This window comes from Pseudomonas leptonychotis (assembly GCF_004920405.1).
GTDB lineage: Bacteria > Pseudomonadota > Gammaproteobacteria > Pseudomonadales > Pseudomonadaceae > Aquipseudomonas > Aquipseudomonas leptonychotis.
This window is the reverse complement of record NZ_RFLV01000003.1, coordinates 26248-43625: the sequence shown is the minus strand read 5'-3', so window position 1 is coordinate 43625 and position 17378 is coordinate 26248. Positions and strand designations below refer to the sequence as shown.

Annotated in this window: 14 protein-coding genes; 6 read left to right on the top strand and 8 right to left on the bottom strand. The window is 61.5% G+C overall.

Annotated elements, in window-relative coordinates:
- Positions 1 to 20 precede the first annotated feature (20 nt).
- Positions 21 to 197, bottom strand: a complete 177-nt coding sequence (locus D8779_RS14545) for a hypothetical protein (RefSeq protein WP_090243806.1) — start codon at positions 195 to 197, stop codon at positions 21 to 23.
- Positions 198 to 361: 164 nt separating this feature from the next.
- On the opposite strand from D8779_RS14545, the gene D8779_RS14540 reads away from it, so the two are divergent.
- From D8779_RS14540 to D8779_RS14520, 5 genes are all read left to right on the top strand, one after another.
- Positions 362 to 1600 carry a parallel beta-helix domain-containing protein gene (locus D8779_RS14540; protein WP_136665215.1) on the top strand — a complete coding sequence of 413 codons (1239 nt, stop codon included), beginning with the start codon at positions 362 to 364 and terminating at the stop codon, positions 1598 to 1600.
- Positions 1600 to 2712, top strand: a complete 1113-nt coding sequence (locus tag D8779_RS14535) for an SO2930 family diheme c-type cytochrome (RefSeq protein WP_136665214.1) — start codon at positions 1600 to 1602, stop codon at positions 2710 to 2712. Before D8779_RS14540 ends, D8779_RS14535 begins: the two co-directional genes overlap by 1 nt.
- A 291-nt stretch (positions 2713 to 3003) precedes the next feature.
- Positions 3004 to 6294 carry a transglutaminase family protein gene (locus tag D8779_RS14530; RefSeq protein ID WP_136665597.1) on the top strand — a complete coding sequence of 1097 codons (3291 nt, stop codon included), beginning with the start codon at positions 3004 to 3006 and terminating at the stop codon, positions 6292 to 6294.
- 120 nt (positions 6295 to 6414) lie between these two features.
- Positions 6415 to 8907, top strand: coding sequence for a circularly permuted type 2 ATP-grasp protein (locus D8779_RS14525; protein WP_136665213.1), 2493 nt, complete (start codon positions 6415 to 6417; stop codon positions 8905 to 8907).
- On the top strand, positions 8904 to 9809 hold the full coding sequence (locus D8779_RS14520; RefSeq protein WP_136665212.1) for a transglutaminase family protein: 906 nt from the start codon (positions 8904 to 8906) through the stop codon (positions 9807 to 9809). Before D8779_RS14525 ends, D8779_RS14520 begins: the two co-directional genes overlap by 4 nt.
- A 43-nt stretch (positions 9810 to 9852) precedes the next feature.
- Here the strand turns inward: D8779_RS14520 and D8779_RS14515 are convergent, their stop codons facing one another.
- The 7 genes from D8779_RS14515 to D8779_RS14485 form a co-directional block, all read right to left on the bottom strand.
- Complete coding sequence (locus D8779_RS14515; protein ID WP_136665211.1) at positions 9853 to 10809, bottom strand: DUF808 domain-containing protein; 957 nt, start codon at positions 10807 to 10809, stop codon at positions 9853 to 9855.
- Between the two features lie 982 nt (positions 10810 to 11791).
- Positions 11792 to 12703 (bottom strand): glycerophosphodiester phosphodiesterase family protein, encoded by a 912-nt coding sequence (locus D8779_RS14510; RefSeq protein WP_136665210.1) that lies wholly within the window; start codon positions 12701 to 12703, stop codon positions 11792 to 11794.
- A 167-nt stretch (positions 12704 to 12870) separates the two neighbouring features.
- A complete protein-coding gene (locus D8779_RS14505) occupies positions 12871 to 13443 on the bottom strand; it encodes a HupE/UreJ family protein (RefSeq protein ID WP_136665209.1) in 573 nt (190 codons plus the stop codon).
- Positions 13444 to 13473: 30 nt separating this feature from the next.
- Complete coding sequence (gene ureG / locus D8779_RS14500) at positions 13474 to 14088, bottom strand: urease accessory protein UreG (protein WP_136665208.1); 615 nt, start codon at positions 14086 to 14088, stop codon at positions 13474 to 13476.
- A gap of 19 nt (positions 14089 to 14107) precedes the next feature.
- Complete coding sequence (locus tag D8779_RS14495) at positions 14108 to 14782, bottom strand: urease accessory protein UreF (RefSeq protein WP_136665207.1); 675 nt, start codon at positions 14780 to 14782, stop codon at positions 14108 to 14110.
- Complete coding sequence (ureE, locus tag D8779_RS14490; RefSeq protein WP_136665206.1) at positions 14779 to 15279, bottom strand: urease accessory protein UreE; 501 nt, start codon at positions 15277 to 15279, stop codon at positions 14779 to 14781. Before ureE ends, D8779_RS14495 begins: the two co-directional genes overlap by 4 nt.
- Before the next feature lie 170 nt (positions 15280 to 15449).
- Entirely contained in the window at positions 15450 to 16112 is a 663-nt protein-coding gene (locus tag D8779_RS14485; RefSeq protein WP_136665205.1) for a TetR family transcriptional regulator, read from the bottom strand.
- A 140-nt stretch (positions 16113 to 16252) separates the two neighbouring features.
- On the opposite strand from D8779_RS14485, the gene D8779_RS14480 reads away from it, so the two are divergent.
- Positions 16253 to 17368 (top strand): flavin reductase family protein, encoded by a 1116-nt coding sequence (locus tag D8779_RS14480; RefSeq protein WP_136665204.1) that lies wholly within the window; start codon positions 16253 to 16255, stop codon positions 17366 to 17368.
- Positions 17369 to 17378 lie beyond the last annotated feature (10 nt).

Sequence of the window (17378 nt, the reverse complement as noted above, 5' to 3'; positions counted from 1 at the left end):
TCAACATTCGCCGCAGGGGTTCAGAGTTCATCGGCATCTTGCTGGCTCTGCAGAATAAAGGTCACGACGATCAGAATCAGCCACAGCAGATAAGGGCGGTACCAGGCCCCGTTGGGGTCGATCCACCAGTCCATGATGGCCGGGGAGAACAGGTAGATCCCCACCACCAGGATCAGCACCAATCGATAGATATACATGCCGCATCTCTTCGCTTAATTGCCGGCGATGGTAACGGATGCGTGGCGCTCTGCGTAGGTCAGCTGTTGGGCGGGCCAGCCAAGCAGCTTTCGTAGGGTGTTTGGTTTTTTCTTATTAGTTGGTACTATCGTTCCAGTTAATAAAAATAACGCTGGAGATTGCCATGCGCCTTGCCCCGCTTTCCATACTTGCTCTGCCCCTATTGCTGGCCGCCTGCGGTGAAGAACCGGCCCCGGTGGCCAACCTGGATTTTCAGAAAGACCTGCAAACCCAGCTGATCAAGGCCAAGCCTGGCAGCGTGATTGAAATTCCGGCCGGCACCTACCAGCTTGATCGCAGCCTGAGCCTCAAGGTCAGCGGCGTGACCATCAAGGGCGCGGGCATGGATAAGACCATCCTCAGCTTCAAGGGACAAAAATCCGGTGCCGAAGGTTTGCTGGTAGATGCATCGGACTTCACCATTGAAGACATTGCCTTCGAAGACACCAAGGGAGATTCGCTGAAAGTAGTGGGCGGCAAAAACATCATCATTCGTCGCGTGCGCACCGAATGGACCAACGGGCCGGCCACCGAGAACGGTGCGTACGGCATCTACCCGGTGCAAACCGAGAACACCCTGATTGACGGCGCGGTGGCCATCGGCGCATCGGACGCCGGCATCTATGTTGGCCAGTCGCGCAATGTGGTGGTACGCAACAGCCGCGCCGAGCGCAACGTTGCCGGCATCGAGATCGAGAACACCATTGGTGCTGACGTTTATGACAACGTGGCCACCGGCAATACCGGGGGCATATTGGTATTCAACATGCCCAACCTGCCGCAGGCCGGCCGGGTTACGCGGGTGTTCCGCAACAAAATCGAAGGCAACAACCACAAGAACTTCGGCCACAAGGGCACACCGGTGGCCAGTGTGCCGGCCGGTTCCGGCGTGGTAATCAACTCCAATGATGATGTCGAGGTGTTCGACAACGATATCGGCGAGCACAAGACCGCCAATGTGATCATCAGCAGTTACTTCAGCACCGGTTATACCGATCTCTCCACCGCCGAGGGCTTTGACCCTTACCCCGAAGGTATTCATATCCACGGCAACCGCTTCGGTCCGGCCGGTGACAGCCCTGATCATCTTGAGCTGAAAGCCCTGAAAATCAGCCAGTTTGGCTTGAGTGGCCGCCTGCCGGATATTCTCTGGGACGGCTACATCAACCTCGACATTCTGGTGGGCGGCAAGCTGCCCGCCGACCGGGCGATCTGCATCAACAACGGCGAGGCCGGCATGATCAATGTCGACGGACCGAACAACTACCAGAACATCAGCACTGAGATGGCCGACTATCGTTGCAGCTTGCCGCCGCTGCCGGCAGTTAAATTGGCCTCGGCCGAAGCCGGTCAGGGGGCCTGATGCGCAGGCTGCTTTTAGGTGTGTTGCTGCTCCTCGCCGGCTGTGAACAGCCGCAGGCGCCGCTGTATATGCCGGACGGCGACAACTACCCGGAAAAGCTCAGTGGCTGGGGCATGTTGCAGCGCGCCGATGGCTTTATCGCGCCGATTGCCGAAGCGCTGCCTTATGATCTGAATACCCCGTTGTTTACCGACTACGCGCACAAGCTGCGCAGCGTGTGGATGCCGGCAGGCACGGCGGCGAGCTACGCCGAGGCGCATTTCGATTACCCCGTAGGCACTGTGCTGAGCAAAACCTTCTACTACCCCAAGGATGCCCAGGGCCGCCTGCTACTAAACGAGCAGGATGATCGCGACCCGCAGCGTGGCCTGCAGTTGGCGCGGGTGCAGTTGATCGAGACACGTATCCTGCTCAAGCAGCAGGACGGTTGGGTGGCGCTGCCTTATGTGTGGGATGCGCAGCAACAAGAGGCGCATCTGGAGTGGGCGGGCGACAGCCGCGAGCTGAGCCTGCTGGATGCTAAGGGGCAGACCCAGGCCGTGAGCTACCAGGTGCCCGATGCCAACCAGTGCGCAGGTTGTCATGAAGAGCGCGCAGGGCAAGGTATCAACCCGCTAGGCCCGAAGGCGCGTCATTTGAACAAGGACTTCGCTTACGCCGATGGCACGCATAACCAGTTGCAGCACTGGCAGCAACAGGGTCGTCTGCAGGCGTTGCCTGCCGATTTGCAGGGCGTGCCGCAGAACGCTTTATGGCCGACCCCACGCAGTGGCGAAAGCCTGGAGCAGCAGGCGCGCAGTTACCTGGATGCCAACTGCAGCCACTGCCACAACGCCAAAGGGCCGGGCCGCACCTCGGGGCTGACGCTTGATCCGGCGACGGCCATTGGTATTGGTTACGGCTTATGCAAACAACCGGTGGCGGCGGGCAAGGGCTCGGGTGATCGGCTGGTGGACATCCACCCCGGTCAGCCGGATAGCTCGGTATTGATGTATCGGCTGGAAAGTGTCGACCCGAGCATTATGATGCCGGAGCTGGGGCGTTCCACTGTGCACGCCGAAGGCGTTGAGGTGCTGCAGCGCTGGATTGCCAGCCTGCCAGGGGATTGCTGAACCATCATTGGCTAGGTGGTTTTGCATGGGGCTTGTGGGAGGGGCTTTAGCCGCGGCATTTATTCACCGTTAGAGTTGAACGCCGCTAAAGCGCCTCCCACAAAGTTGACCTGCAAAATTGAGCGAAGCGCGACCTTTTTTCGTGCGCGGCGCTAGGGGCGGGGCGTGGCAGGCGCTGTTGTGGTGCGTGCTGCTATGCAGCGGTGGCGGCAGGCCGCGCTGGCTGTGGCCTGGGCCACTGGCATAAGTCTTGCGCTACTGGGTTATCGCCCAGGTTTGCAGGAGGCCGCTGTGTCGATCCATATCGCCTTGCACCATATCAGCCACTACCGCTACGACCGCGCCGTCAACCTTGGCCCGCAGGTCGTGCGCCTGCGCCCTGCGCCCCATAGTCGTACCCGGGTGTTGTCCTATGCCTTGAAGGTCGAGCCGGCTGAGCACTTTATCAATTGGCAACAAGACCCCCAGGGCAATTACCTGGCGCGCCTGGTGTTTCCGGAGAAGACCCGTGAACTCAAGGTCGAAGTTGATCTGGTCGCCGAAATGGCGGTGTTCAACCCCTTCGACTTCTTCCTCGAACCCTACGCCGAGAAAATCCCGTTCGCCTACACCGAGGGTGAGCAGCTGGAGCTGGCACCCTATCTGGTGAAGCTGCCGGCGGAGGCGCTGTTCGCCAAGTACCTGGCCAGTATCGAGCTTACACCGACGCCGAGCGTGGACTTTTTGGTGGCGTTGAATCAGCGTCTGTCGACTGACATCAGTTACCTGATCCGTCTGGAACCGGGTGTGCAGACTCCTGAAGAGTCCCTGCAAAAAGGCTCCGGCTCATGCCGCGACTCGGCCTGGCTGCTGGTGCAGTTGTTCCGTCACCTCGGGCTGGCTGCGCGTTTTGTGTCCGGCTATCTGATCCAGCTCAAGGCGGATGTGAAATCCCTCGACGGCCCGTCCGGCACCGAGGTGGACTTCACTGACTTGCACGCCTGGTGCGAAGTGTATCTGCCGGGGGCCGGCTGGATCGGCCTTGATCCTACCAGCGGCCTGTTCGCCGGCGAGGGCCATATTCCACTGGCTTGCAGCCCAGAGCCATCTTCGGCGGCGCCAATCAGCGGCGGCGTGGATGAAAGCGAATGCGAGTTCAGCCACGAGATGTGGGTCGAGCGCATTTGGGAAGCGCCGCGGGTCAGCAAGCCCTACAGCGATGAGCAGTGGCAGGCGATTGTTGCTCTTGGTGAGAAGATCGACACCGATCTGCAAACCCAGGATGTGCGCCTGACCATGGGCGGCGAACCGACCTTCGTCGCCCTGGATTACCCCGATGATCCCGAGTGGAATACCGCTGCTCTGGGGCCGAACAAACGCCGCTTGGCCACTGATCTGTTCCATCGCCTGCGTGACCACTATGCGCCCGAGGCGCTGGTGCATTTCGGTCAGGGCAAGTGGTACCCCGGCGAGCAGCTGCCGCGCTGGTCGCTGAATGCTTACTGGCGCCGTGACGGCGAGCCGATCTGGCAGAACCCGGCGTTGTATGCCGATGAGCAGCAGGACTACGGCGTTAATGCGGCCCAGGCCGCCGACTTTCTTGGTGTGCTGGCCGAGCGTTTGGGGGTTGATGGCAAGTGCTGCGTGCCGGCCTATGAGGACCGTTTTTATTACCTGTGGCGCGAACGTAAGTTGCCGATCAACGTCACGGCCGAAGACTCGCGCCTGGCAGACGCGTTGGAGCGCGAGCGCCTGCGCAAGGTTTTCGAGCAAGGGCTGGATAAGGTGGTCGGGCATATTCTGCCCTTGGCGCGCAATGCTAAGCAGCAGGGCTGGCAGAGCGGCAGCTGGTTTCTGCGCGATCAACATTGCCGGCTGGTGCCGGGTGATTCGGCCATGGGCTATCGCCTGCCGCTGGATTCGCAGCCTTGGGTCAGCGAGGCCGATTATCCCTATGTGACGCCGGAAGATCCGACTCAGAGCTTCGCCCCGCTGCCAGCGGCCTCTCAGATCAAACCGCAGCTGCGTGGCGTTTGGCCGGGCAGTTCCAATGGTGCGGCCAAGCGTCCGCTGCTCGGTCAGTCGGCCGCCGCCGTGGTGCGTACCGCACTATGCGCCGAAGCGCGGGATGGCAGGTTGTACCTGTTTATGCCGCCGCTGGTGCGTTTGGAAGATTATCTGGAGCTGGTGGCGGCGATTGAGGCCACGGCCGCCGAGCTGAAATGCCCGGTGCTGTTGGAGGGCTACGAGCCGCCGCAGGACCCGCGCCTGCAGTTCTTCCGGGTGACCCCGGATCCGGGTGTGATCGAGGTGAATATCCATCCGGCGGCCAGTTGGAGTGAACTGGTCGAGCGCACGGAGTTTCTCTATGAGCAGGCGCGTGAGTGCCGGCTGAGTAGCGAGAAATTTATGATCGACGGCCGCCACACCGGCACCGGCGGCGGTAACCACTTTGTCCTCGGCGGTGCGACCTCGGCGGACTCGCCATTCCTGCGCCGGCCCGACCTGCTGCGCAGCCTGATCAGTTACTGGCATAACCACCCGTCACTGTCCTACCTGTTCAGCGGGCTGTTTATCGGCCCCACCTCCCAGGCGCCGCGTATCGATGAAGCGCGCAACGATGCGCTGTATGAGCTGGAAATCGCCTTTGCGCAAATGCCCGAGCCAGGGCGCGACTGCCAGCCTTGGCTGGTCGACCGTCTGCTGCGCAACCTGCTGGTGGATGTAACCGGTAATACTCACCGCGCTGAGTTCTGCATCGACAAACTGTATTCGCCGGATTCAGCCTCCGGGCGCCTCGGCCTGCTGGAGCTGCGCGCCTTCGAGATGCCGCCCCATGCACAGATGAGCCTGGCCCAGCAGTTGCTGATTCGGGCGTTGGTTGCGCGCTTCTGGCGTGAGCCTTACAAACCGGCGCGCTTGGTGCGTTGGGGCACGGAGCTGCATGACCGTTTTCTGCTGCCGCACTTTATCGAGCAGGACTTCGCCGATGTGCTGCAAGAGCTGGACGCGTGCGGCTATCGCCTGCGTAGCGAATGGTTTGCCCCACATTTTGAGTTCCGCTTTCCCAAATCAGGCGACTTCAACGTCAAGGGTATCGAGCTGGAGCTGCGTCAGGCGCTGGAGCCGTGGCATGTGCTGGGCGAAGAGAACGGCGGTGGCGGTACGGTGCGCTATGTCGATTCCTCGCTGGAACGCATGCAGGTCAAACTCAGCGGCCTGCCAGCGGATCGCTATGTGCTGACCTGCAACGGTGTGCCGGTGCCGCTGCGGCCCACCGGTAAGGTCGGCGAGTTTGTTGGCGGGGTGCGTTTTCGCGCCTGGCAACCGGCCAACTGCCTGCACCCAACTATTGAGGTGCATGCGCCGCTGGTGTTCGATCTGGTCGATAGCTGGATGAGTCGTTCCCTCGGCGGTTGTCAGTACCATGTCGCCCACCCTGGCGGACGTAATTACGACAGCCTGCCGGTGAATGCCTACGAGGCCGAAAGCCGGCGTCTGGCGCGCTTTTTCCGCCTGGGCCATAGCCCGGGCAAACGTCCGGCGCTGGCGCCGATCAATAATAATGAACTGCCCATGACCCTGGATTTGCGCCTGACCTAGTCAGCGTTTGTTCTAGGCGCCAGCTGTGCCCCCTGGATGGGGGAAAGCAGCAAACCGCCGGGAGCGGCTGCTACCCGGCGATGTATCTGCGCAATACCAGAACCTTTAACTGAGCCTGCCATGCCTGATCTGCTTGCCGACTACCCGCTGACTGCCGGGGCTTACCACGAACTGCTCGATGCTCAAGGTCAGGTGCGCCCGCACTGGCGGCGGTTGTTTGAGCGCTTGCAGCGCAGCAGCCCGGCGCAACTGGCCCAACGTCAGGCCTTGCTGGCGCGGCAGATTCAGGAAAACGGCGTGACCTACAACGTCTACGCCGAACCTGATGGGGCCGATCGACCTTGGGAGCTGGATCTGTTGCCCAACCTGATTCCCGCCGAGGAATGGCAGCAGATTGCCGCAGGCGTGGCGCAGCGCGCCGGCCTGTTGAATGCGGTGCTGGCGGATATCTACGGCCCACAGCAGTTGTTGGCCGATGGCCTGCTGCCGGCCGAGCTGGTGTTTGGCCACAACAACTACCTGTGGCCATGCCTGGGCGTGCAACCGCCGGGCGGCACTTACCTGCATCTGTATGCGGTGGATCTGGCCCGCGCGCCGGACGGCCGTTGGTGGGTCACCGCCGACCGTACTCAGGCGCCGTCCGGGGCCGGTTATGCCCTGGAAAACCGGCAGATTGTTTCCCGCGCGTTCCCCGATCTGTACCGCGACCTGCGCGTGCAATATCTCGCCGGTTTCTTCCGCACCCTGCAAGACACCTTGGCCCGGCAGGCTCCGGCCGAGGGTGAAACACCTTTGGTGGTATTGCTGACTTCCGGGCGCTTCAACGAAAGCTATTTCGAGCACCTGTACCTGGCCCGTCAACTGGGTTATCCGTTGGTCGAGGGCAGCGATTTAACCGTGCGCGAGGCCAAGGTTTACCTGAAAACCCTGGCCGGCCTGCGCCGCGTGCATGCCGTGCTGCGTCGTTTGGATGATGACTTCTGTGACCCGCTGGAGCTGCGCACCGACTCGGCGCTTGGCGTGCCGGGGCTACTTGAAGCAGTGCGCCAGGGCCATGTGCTGGTGGCTAATGCGCTGGGTAGCGGCGTGCTCGAATCCCCCGGTTTGCCGGGCTTTCTGCCGGCGATTGCCGAGAAGCTATTGGGTGAAGAGTTGTTACTGCCTTCTATTGCCAGTTGGTGGTGCGGCGAGCCGCCGGTGCTGGATAAGGCCTTGGATAAGCTTGATGAGTTGCTGGTGCGCGCCAGTTTCCCTTCACAAAGTTTCGCCCCGGTGTTTGGCCGTGATCTGGATGAGACGCAGCGTGCCGAGTTGGCCGAGCGCCTTAAAGCGCGACCCTATGCCTATGTTGCCCAAGCCCTGGCGCAGCTGTCGCAAGCCCCGGTTTGGCAACCGGAAGAGGGCACCCTGGCCCCGCGCGCCATTGGCATGCGCGTGTTTGCCGTGGCCAGCGCCGACGGTTACCGGGTGATGCCCGGCGGGCTTACCCGAGTGGCCGTCGACGCCGATGCCGAAGTGGTGTCGATGCAGCGTGGCGGCGCTAGCAAAGACACCTGGGTGCTCGGCGAACGCAGTACCGGCGGTGAGCCTTGGCAGTGGCTGCGACCGCTGGGTGTGGCCGATTTGGTGCGCAGCGATCCCTATCTGCCATCGCGGGTGGTGGAGAACCTTTACTGGTTTGGTCGCTATAGCGAGCGTTGCGAGGATGGTGCGCGGCTGCTGCGCATCATGCTGGCGCGCTATGTGGATGACGATGATGACCCGCAAGCACTGCAAACGGCTCTGGGCTTGGCTGAGAGCTTGGGCGTGCTGCCCGACGCCGACAGCGGCGAGTTGCATCAGCGCTTGCTTGAAGCGGTGCTGGGCGCCGAGTGGCCAGACAGCCTGCGCGCCAACTTGCAGCGCTTGCAGTGGGTGGCCGGTAGCGTGCGCGGCAAACTGTCCCCGGCCAACTGGCAGGCGTTGCTCGAACTGCAACGCGAAGCGCAGAACCTGGATGCCGAACAGGCCGATTTTGGCGAGTTGTTGGACTTTCTCAATCGCGTGCTGATGTCGCTGGCGGCGCTGTCCGGTTTTGCCCTGGATGACATGACCCGTGATGACGGCTGGCGCTTTTTGATGATTGGCCGCTGCATTGAGCGTCTGCAGTTTCTCTGTGACAGCCTGGCGAACTTCCTGCGCAGCAGTGCCGCGCATGATCAATCGTCGCTGGAATGGCTGCTGGAACTCGGCAATAGCAGCATCACCTACCGCACCCGTTACCTGGCTTCGGCCCAGCTGATCCCAGTACTCGATCTGTTGCTGCAGGACGAGCAGAATCCCCACTCGGTGTTGTTCCAGGTGCGCGTCTTGTTGCGCTCGCTGGAGCGCTTGGGTGAGCGTTATGAACTGCCCGCCGAACGCCGCCTGGAACAGCTGGAAGGACAGCTGGCGCGGCTGAGCTTGAGCAGCCTGGAAAATCCGCTATTTGGCAGCGCCAGCGTGACGGATGCACTGGAGGGTATGGCGAGTTTGCTGGAGAACATCAGCCTGAGCAGTGCGGATATTTCTGATCGCATGGCGTTGCGCTTCTTCGTGCATGTCGACCCCAGCCAGCGGACTCAGTCGTCATGAACAGCGCCCACTACCAGATTATTCACGACACCCATTACCGCTACGCCAGCCCGGTCTCCCTGGCGCAACAGCTGGTGCACCTGTGGCCACGGGCTTGTGCGTGGCAGCGTAACCATGCGCAGCAATTGCTGGTCAGCCCGCAACCCTGCCAGCGCCAGGACACGCTGGATGTATTCGGCAACCCGCTGACCCGTCTGGTATTCGAGCGCCCCCACGACGAGCTCAAGGTCAGCGCGCAGTTGCAGGTTGAAGTGTTGGCCCGGCCGGCGCTGGATGTGCAGCAATCACCCGCTTGGGAACAGGCCTGCGCGGCGCTGAGTTACAGCGGCAAAGCCCTGTTGCCGGACGTGTTGGAAGCGACGCGTTTGCGCTTCGAGTCGCCGTATGTGCACCTCAAACAAGTATTCAACGACTATGCCGCCGAGTGCTTTAGCCCCGGCCGTCCGCTGTTGGCGGCGGTGGATGAGCTGATGCAGAAGATTTTCAGCGAGTTCAGCTTCGATGCGGCTGCCACCCAAGTGGCGACTCCCCTGCTGCAAGTGCTGGAAGAGCGCCGTGGCGTGTGTCAGGACTTTGCTCACCTGATGCTGGCCTGCTTGCGTTCGCGCGGCTTGGCGGCGCGCTATGTCAGCGGTTACCTGCTAACCCAGCCGCCACCGGGCCAGCCGCGCTTGATCGGCGCCGATGCCTCGCATGCCTGGATCTCGCTGTTCTGCCCGCAGCAGGGCTGGGTGGATTTTGATCCGACCAATAATCTGCGCCCAGGGCTGGAGCACATCACCCTGGCCTGGGGCCGCGATTTTGCCGATGTTTCGCCACTGCGCGGGGTGATTCTGGGCGGCGGTGAGCATGATCCCGACGTGCAGGTCACGGTGTTGCCCATTTCCGCCGTAACGGCCTGATCACCCGCTCAGCAGACGGGTGATCAGTTTTCCAGGTTGCCCCTCAAGTAGCGCTCTTGCTGGGCTTCAACGTGTTCCAGAGTCGCGTGGCCAGGCTGACCACAAGCAGCACGACAGCCCCGGCGGCAATCCCAATCAGCGCGTTGAATAGGGTTGGCAGTACGGCCGTCAGAAGGGCACTGCTGGCGGCGACGCTGTGCGCCAGGCCATCGACCCACTGCTGCACGGCGTGTACGCCATGAACCAGGATGCCCCCACCGACCATAAACATGGCGGCGGTGCCGACAATCGACAAGCCTTTCATCAAGTAGGGTGCGGCGGTCAGAATGCCACGGCCAAAGCTGCGTAGCAGGCGACCCTTTAGCCCTTCAATATTGAGTTGGCTGAGGTGCAAGCCGGCGTCATCCAGTTTGACGATACCTGCCACTAGGCCGTAAACCCCACACGTGATGACGATAGCGATGATCGACAGCACGAGCACCTGCTCGCTAAAACTGGCCAGCGCCACGGTGCCCAAGGTGATCGCGATGATTTCCGCCGAGAGAATAAAGTCGGTACGGATCGCGCCTTTAATCTTATCTTTCTCGAACGCCACGATGTCCTGTTGGCTATCCGCCACCACATTCAGTCGCTCGGCACGCTTTGCCTGGTCCTCAGCTTTGCTGTGGAGGAATGTGTGTGCGAGCTTCTCGAAGCCCTCGTAGCAAAGGAACGCGCCGCCGACCATCAGCAGCGGGGTCACCAACCAAGGTGCGAAGGCGCTGATCAGCAGTGCAGCAGGCACCAGGATCAGCTTGTTTTTGAACGACCCTTTAGCCACCGCCCATACCACGGGTAACTCGCGTTCGGCGCGTACACCGCTGACCTGCTGGGCATTCAGTGCCAGGTCATCGCCCAGCACGCCGGCGGTTTTCTTGGCGGCGACTTTGGTCATCAACGAAACGTCGTCAAGGAGGGCGGCAATGTCATCGAGCAGGGTTAACAGGCTAGCGCCGGCCATGGAGAGGGTTCCTTTTCTTTGGGCTGGGTATAGGGGCGCGCCGGTGCATAGCGCGGCCGGTTGCCTTGCGCAGATTTATACGTGAGTCAGCCTGTAGGGGCCATAGGCGGCCGTACTAGGTTTGCTGCAACGCACGAAAGCCGGCAGTGAAGGCAACGTTAACCATCGTCATATCGCGGCACTAATCACTGTTGCTGCAACAGGCTCCGCTGGCGCCACTGGCGTAGGTTGCGAGCAGGTTACGTAACAGTTGATGGATGGGCATAGGGTTTTCCTCTGTAGGTCAGGCGACCTTACGCCTGAACCTGCATGGAGGCGTGTTGATTGTCTCGATAGGGGTCATAGTCAGGGTTGTCTGCGGTGTTATGCACAGGCGCTGCGCGAGTGTGCGCTAGTTGTGCACAAAGACTGTGGAGTGAGTTGTGGATAAGGTGGGTGTAGGCGCGTGTAGGCTTAGTCGTCTGGCTCTTGAAGCGGGTTGTGTGATTTTTGATCAGTTAATTATTTATTGTATAAACAACACGTTAGCCTGGTTATTCGACGCGCGATGGGGTAGCTGCAGAAGTTGTCCACGGCTACTGTGGGTAGACCTGTTGATAACTCTTGTATGCCTGCCTGAAGGGCATGTAAAGCCTGGCTTTACGCCTGTTGAGCAATTTTTGAGCAGTTGATTGGGAGGTTTCTTGGCGTCATTTTCACCCGCTTGAGTCAAGTAATAATCACGCTATTTCAAAGGTTTACTGCTTGAGTGTGGCGCGCGGTGGATAACTTATCCCAGGTTGCTGTGGAGTGATCTGTGGATAAGCTGCGCACGCTTGCGTTCAAGCCACAGCGGGCGTGGCCTGAGCGCGATAGGTTGTTTTTTGTACAGCGGTGGGCGTTTGGCGTTTTTTACGGTTTCGCGAGCGGCAGCCCTGCAAGCTAGCGCCTGCGCTTACTTGCAACCCAGCAGGGTCGGCCGCCGCTCGGTCGTAAACGGCTCTTAATCTTCCAGAGCGCTGATCTGCGTCGAGCGTCCCAGCACTTGCAGGGCGCGGTCCGGGTAGTCGGTGATCAGGGCGTGGGCGCCTAGATCAAGCAGGCGGCGCATGTCCGGCTGTTCGTTGATGGTCCACAGCTGCACATTAAGCCCACGTAGCGCGGCGGCCTTGAGCAGGCTCGGGCTGGCGATTGCTAAGCCGTTATGCGCTTCGGGAATCTGCAGGGCCTGGTAGGAAGGTGACAGCAGGCTGCCCAGCCCCACCCAGTTAAGTGCCACCAGCATGCGCACTGAGCCGGGGCCTGCTGAGGTGGCGACCCCAGGGCATTGTTCGCGAAACAGTTGCAGGCTGCGGTCATAAAAACTACCGACGATGACGCGGTCGAGTTGCTGGTGCGCCGTAAGTGCATCACACAGCAGTGCCTCCATACCGACATCCGGCACCTTGATCTCGATTACCTTGGCCTTTGCAGGGGTATGTTCGAGCACCTCGATAAAGCTTGGGATGCGGATGCCCTGGCCGCGATAGGGATAGCTCTGGCCGCCATCGGCGCTCCAGTTATAGCCGGCATCCAGCGCTTGTAACTGCTCCAGGCTGAGCGCGGCGACCGGGCCTTCACCATTGGTGGTGCGCTCCAGGGTGCGGTCGTGAATTACCACCAGCTCGCCGTCACGCGACAGGTGCAGGTCCATTTCCAGCATGTCCACACCCAGGGCACTGGCGCGCTGGAAGGCAAACAGGCTGTTCTCCGGCCACAGGCCTTTGCCGCCACGGTGGGCGATAACCAGTGGTTGCGCAGCAAAGCGATTGAGCACTGCCATCGGTTGAGCCGGTTTGCTGGTCAGGGCCAGTACACCGAGGGCGATGGCCAGCAACAAAAGCGGAGCAGATAGAAAGCGGGCGACGCGCAGCATGGTCAGAGTCCAGGGCAGTCAAGCAAGGTGTGTTAATACGCACCGACTATGACAAAGCCGTGGCGGCTGAGCGAGAGGCGAAATGCGCCAGCCTAGCGACCTTTGCGGTCAGGGATGGCTGGCGCTGAGTCTGTGGGTGGACGCGCGTCATTCACCCGAGCATGCGATTAGCCCAGCAGCAGCCAGGCGCCGGTGACTGCCGAGGCCGCGCCGAGCACCCGTACCACGGGTGCAGCAGCCTGGGGCAGCAGGCGCACCAGGGCGTAGCCGCTGGCATGTAGGGCAGCGGTAGCCACCACGAAACCGGCGGCATAGCCCCATGGGCTGGCCAGCGCTGGCAGTTCCAGGCCGTGAGCGACGCCGTGGGTCAGGGCAAACAGCGCGGTCATGCCGAGCGCAATCAGCAGCGGCAAGCGCATGGCCACGGCGACCAGTAAACCGAAGGCCAATACCGAGGCGGCGATGCCAGTTTCCATCAATGGGATCTGCACGCCGTTAAAGCCGAGCAGGCCACCGACCAGCATGCTGGCGACGAAGGTCAGCGGCAACGCCCAGCGCGCCGCGCCGGATTGCTGCGCGGCCCACAGGCCGACGGCGAGCATCGCGAGCAAGTGATCGAGGCCGAATAGCGGGTGCGCCAGACCCGCCAGGATGCCAGCGTGGTCGTGTCCGGCATGGGCGAAGGCCACGGCGGGGCTGAGGAACAGGGCAAGAGCGAATAAGGTTTTGCGCAGGTTCATGGGGGGTATCTCCTTGACTGAATAAGGTTCTCAGGCTGCCGTGAGCATGCCGTGGCGTTCGATAAAGGCGATGATTTCATCCAGCCCTTTGCCAATTTTCTGGTTGCTGAATACGAACGGTTTGTCGCCACGCATTTTCAGGGTGTCGCGCTCCATCACCTCCAGCGATGCGCCGACCAGCGGGGCCAGGTCGATTTTGTTGATCACCAGCAGGTCGGACTTGCAGATGCCCGGCCCGCCTTTGCGCGGCAGCTTGTCGCCGGCTGATACGTCGATCACGTAGATGGTCAGGTCCGACAGCTCGGGGCTGAAGGTGGCTGAAAGGTTGTCGCCACCGGATTCGACGATGATCAGGTCCAGGCCCGGAAAGCGCCGATTGAGCTGGTCGACCGCTTCCAGGTTGATCGAGGCGTCTTCGCGAATGGCCGTGTGCGGGCAGCCACCGGTTTCTACGCCGATGATTCGCTCTGGGGCCAGGGCCTCGTTACGCACCAGAAACTGTGCGTCTTCCTGGGTGTAGATGTCGTTGGTCACTACGGCCAGGTTGTAGCGCTCGCGCAGGGCCAGGCACAGAGCCAGGGTCAGGGCGGTTTTGCCGGAACCGACCGGGCCACCGATACCGATGCGCAGGGGTTGGCTGTTCATGCTGGGGTCTTCCTTATGTTCAAGAACGGAATAAACGGCTGTATTGGCGTTCGTGCGCCATGCTCGCCAGGGCCAGGCCGAATGCGGCGCTACCCCAGTGTTGCGGTTGTAGTTCGCTGGCCTGGCGCTGGGCCTGATCCAACAGAGGGACTAGTTGTGAGGTCAGGCGTTGTGCGGCCTGTTGGCCCAGCGGCAGGGTCTTCATCAGCACCGCCAATTGGTTTTCCAGCCAGCCCCACAACCAGGCGGCGAGGGCATCCTCGGGGCTGATCTGCCAGGCACGGGCGGCCAGTGCCCAACCCACTGCTAGACCGGGCTCGTCCAGCTCGGCAAACAGCTGCTGCGCCGGCTGATCCAGCTCCGGCAAGCCGCTGAGCAGTTGCTGTAGCGAGTAACCCATCTGCCGACTTTCCAAGCGCAGTTCGCGGGTTTCGCGGCTGGCACGCTGTTGCTCGGCCAGACTGCGCAGCTGCGGCCAGTTCTCAGCCGCGGCAGCTTGGCAATGGGCAAGCAACAACGGCGCTTCGAAGCGGGCGAGGTTGAGCAGCAACTGATCGGCGATCCAGCGTTGGGCGCTTTCGGCGTTAGCGACCAAGCCTTGCTCGACAGCCATTTCCAAGCCTTGGGAATAGCTGTAGCCGCCAATCGGCAGTTGCGGGCTGGCGAGCCTCAAAAGTTGCCAAGCTGGATTCACTTGCGTGCCCCGAATTGATGCAAGCGTGGCGCGTAGCTGAACTCGGCGTCGCCGGCGTGGGAATGGTGATGACCGCCGCCATAGGCACCTTGTTCCGGTTGGTAGGGCGCCTCGACGCTTTCAACCGTTGCGCCGAGCTGTTCGAGCATGGCCTTGAGTACATAGTCGTCCGGCAGGCGCAGCCAGCCATCGCCCAGTTGCAGAGCGACATGGCGATTGCCCAGGTGGTAGGCGGCGCGCATCAGTTCGAACGGGTTGGCGCAGGTCACGTGTAGCAGTGGCTCGGCGCGGGCGAGCACGCGGACGATGCGGCCGTCTTCGGCTTGCAGGCATTCGCCGTCATGCAGAGCCGGTTGGCCGCGTTCGAGGAACAGGCCGACATCCTCGCCGTTGCGGCTGAAGCAGCGCAGGCGGCTTTTGCTGCGGGCTTCGAAGCTCAGTTCGAGTTCGGCGTCCCAGTGTGGCTGGACGGTAATACGGTGGTGAATCACCAACATGGGGCAGTTTCCGGCAGTTCAATACCGGTTACAGAGCAAGGTGCTTGCCAAACTGCCGTTGCGCCACGCAGAGCGGGCGCGTTGTGTCCGGTGTGGCAGAAAATGGCGCGCAGAGCGGGGTGGTTTGGTGCATGCGCTATATTTGTGCGCTTTTTTGGGGCGCTGGGTGTTTAGTCGGTCTGTTGGCCGAGGCCTTGCCAATGTTTAGCGCCGATAAAGATAAAGCGCAGCTGCTCGATCATTTTGACTTCAGGCGAGGCGTGCATCGGCAGGGTTGGGGCGGGTGGGTCAATCAGCTCGGGTAAGGTGGCAAATACGGTTTTCACCACCAGGTCGGCAATGATGTTCTGCGCTGGGGCGTCGAAGTGCTGCAGCTTTGGCATGAGTGCCAGGTCCGCGACCAGGTCGGCGGTAATGCGTTCACGCAGTGCGCCCACTGCCTGGCGTACCAGTAGCGAGCCACCGTACTGCTCGCGGGCGAGAAACAGGAATTGCGAACGGTTGGCTGCCACCGCGTCGAGGAAGATGCGCACCGAGGCGTCGATCACGCCGCCCACTTCGAACTCGTGGTGGCGAACCTGGCGGATGGTTTCTCGGAAGGTTTCACCGACCTCGGCGATCAACGCCAGACCTAGCGCGTCCATGTCGTCGAAGTGGCGGTAGAAGCCGGTCGGCACGATGCCGGCGCTACGTGCGACTTCACGCAAGCTCAAGCTGCCAAAGCCGCGACCACTGTCCATCAGGCTGCGCGCGGCATCCATCAGGGCGTGGCGGGTTTGCAGTTTTTGTTCGGCACGCGGCTGTAGTGGTTTCAAACGTCGGTGACTCTGCATTACGAAATCAGCCAAGCACTCTAACAAATGACTACTGCTTATGCCGAGTTGCGTGCGCGCAGGTGTAGTTGAGTGTACGAGTGTTGACTGGATTGGAGTGCCCTGCCAGTCTAGTGAACAATTGTTCACTGGAGTTTTCCATGGCCCTTCTTCCTTTTACTTGGGTGCGTGGCCTCACACACCTGTTGCATCCGTTGCGTGTGCTGGTCGCGCGCGGTTGGTTGCGTGAAAGTGATGTTGATGCCGCTTTGGCGCTGCTGCACCCGGCGTTGCGGCTAAACCGGGTGTTTGCCCGGGTTATGCAGCGTCAATGGGTGGCCGAGGACATGCTCGAATTGACCCTGCGCGCCAACGGCAATTGGCGCGGCGCAAAGCCGGGTCAGCATCTGCAGCTGTATCTCGAACGTGACGGCGTACGCCTGAGCCGCAGTTACAGCCTGACTGCGTTGCAGCTCGGTGGCCGTTTGCAGGTTGCGATCAAGCATCAGCCGGGCGGGCGTGTTTCGCCCTACCTGCTGGAGCATCTGGCAGTGGGCGATGTGCTGGAGCTGGGCGCAGTGTATGGCGAATTGAGCTGGCCCGAGGCGCAACAGGGCGTGTTGCTGTTGGCTGCAGGCAGTGGCATCACGCCGCTGCTGGGGTTGCTGCGCGCTGCACTGGCTCGTGGGTTCAGCGCTCCGGTGACGCTGCTGCATTACGTTCGCGAGCAGGGCCAGCGAGCGTTTGTCGATGAGTTGCAGGCGTTACAGGCCCAGCACAGCAACCTACAGGTGCGCTGGTCGCTGACTGCGAGCGAAGCTGAGGCCGGCGAACTGATGGGGCGTTTTACGGCCGAGCATCTGGCCGCCGTGCCACAGCTGATCCAACGCAGCGTACTGACCTGTGGCCCGGCGGGGTTTGTTAGCCAGGTGCAACAGTGGTGGCAAACCGCCGGACTACCGGGCGCCTTGCAGGCAGAAGCATTCACTCCACCCGCGTTGAACCGCGATGTCAGTTTGCGCCAGGTAATGGTGAATTTTGCCCGCAGCCATCAGCAAAACCGGGTCGACAACCAGCGCAGCCTGTTGGATCAGGCCGAGGATTTCGGCATGAAGCCGGCTCACGGCTGCCGTCAAGGCATCTGCGCCAGCTGCACCTGCACCCTGCTCAGCGGCACGGTGCGGGATGTGCGCACTGGCGCGCTGTTCAGCGAGCCGGGGCAACCGATCCGCCTGTGCATCAGCGCGCCCCACAGTGATGTTGAGATCGACCTTTAACTGGCGAGGT

Coding starts and splice junctions, on each gene's coding strand:
- D8779_RS14480 (WP_136665204.1), top strand. CDS start 16,253: ATGGCCCTTCTTCCTTTTACTTGGGTGCGTGGCCTCACACACCTGTTG.
- D8779_RS14505 (WP_136665209.1), bottom strand. CDS start 13,443: ATGAACCTGCGCAAAACCTTATTCGCTCTTGCCCTGTTCCTCAGCCCC.
- D8779_RS14540 (WP_136665215.1), top strand. CDS start 362: ATGCGCCTTGCCCCGCTTTCCATACTTGCTCTGCCCCTATTGCTGGCC.
- D8779_RS14510 (WP_136665210.1), bottom strand. CDS start 12,703: ATGCTGCGCGTCGCCCGCTTTCTATCTGCTCCGCTTTTGTTGCTGGCC.
- ureG (WP_136665208.1), bottom strand. CDS start 14,088: ATGAACAGCCAACCCCTGCGCATCGGTATCGGTGGCCCGGTCGGTTCC.
- D8779_RS14535 (WP_136665214.1), top strand. CDS start 1,600: ATGCGCAGGCTGCTTTTAGGTGTGTTGCTGCTCCTCGCCGGCTGTGAA.
- ureE (WP_136665206.1), bottom strand. CDS start 15,279: ATGTTGGTGATTCACCACCGTATTACCGTCCAGCCACACTGGGACGCC.
- D8779_RS14520 (WP_136665212.1), top strand. CDS start 8,904: ATGAACAGCGCCCACTACCAGATTATTCACGACACCCATTACCGCTAC.
- D8779_RS14545 (WP_090243806.1), bottom strand. CDS start 197: ATGTATATCTATCGATTGGTGCTGATCCTGGTGGTGGGGATCTACCTG.
- D8779_RS14515 (WP_136665211.1), bottom strand. CDS start 10,809: ATGGCCGGCGCTAGCCTGTTAACCCTGCTCGATGACATTGCCGCCCTC.
- D8779_RS14485 (WP_136665205.1), bottom strand. CDS start 16,112: ATGCAGAGTCACCGACGTTTGAAACCACTACAGCCGCGTGCCGAACAA.
- D8779_RS14525 (WP_136665213.1), top strand. CDS start 6,415: ATGCCTGATCTGCTTGCCGACTACCCGCTGACTGCCGGGGCTTACCAC.